General features: G+C 51.8%; 1 protein-coding gene. It reads left to right on the plus strand.

Features of this window, described 5'->3' with window-relative positions; translation table 11 throughout:
- Positions 1-128: 128 nt before the first annotated feature.
- Positions 129-281, plus strand: a complete 153-nt coding sequence (locus OCK74_RS27880) for a hypothetical protein (RefSeq protein ID WP_279300401.1) — start codon at positions 129-131, stop codon at positions 279-281.
- The last annotated feature ends 229 nt before the right edge of the window (positions 282-510 follow it).

Consider the following 510-nt stretch of genomic DNA (forward strand, 5'->3'; position numbering starts at 1 on the left):
GATAGAAACCCACCCAATCCCCACCAAATCTTTTTTAAGGTTTTTTCGTGAAAATTCTGTGAAAGCAAAAAACTATTGCCCAGCCCGCCAGCAAACCAACCACCAGACCCCTACCCAGGGGTAGGGCTATGGCCAAAGGAGATAAAGAACGGCCGCTGGCAGGGCGGGACCACAGAGACAGGACCAAAGCATACCACACAGCGGCCATGCCAGCAACAGGGGCGGCTGTCAGGAGCCCTAAGAGAGCGGCAGGACCGAGCGGTGGGGGTGCCTGCCGGTAGGGTGAGGATCAGGGAAGGGGTCAAATTTTTATTTCGTGCATTAAGTATACTTGAAGTATGCTTCAGGTGTGCTTCAGCTATACTTGATCTACCCTGAAGGTATGGTTGGGTGGGTTGGATAAGGGGATCGTAGGGGGTAGGTATATGGTAGATACGGGGTTGATCCGGAGTAGTATAGGAGTGGTCGAGGAGGAGGTAGTTAGCATGTACGGCTAATGTTTACTATAAC

Source organism: Paraflavisolibacter caeni (assembly GCF_025628885.1).
Classification (GTDB): Bacteria; Bacteroidota; Bacteroidia; order Chitinophagales; family Chitinophagaceae; genus Flavisolibacter; species Flavisolibacter caeni.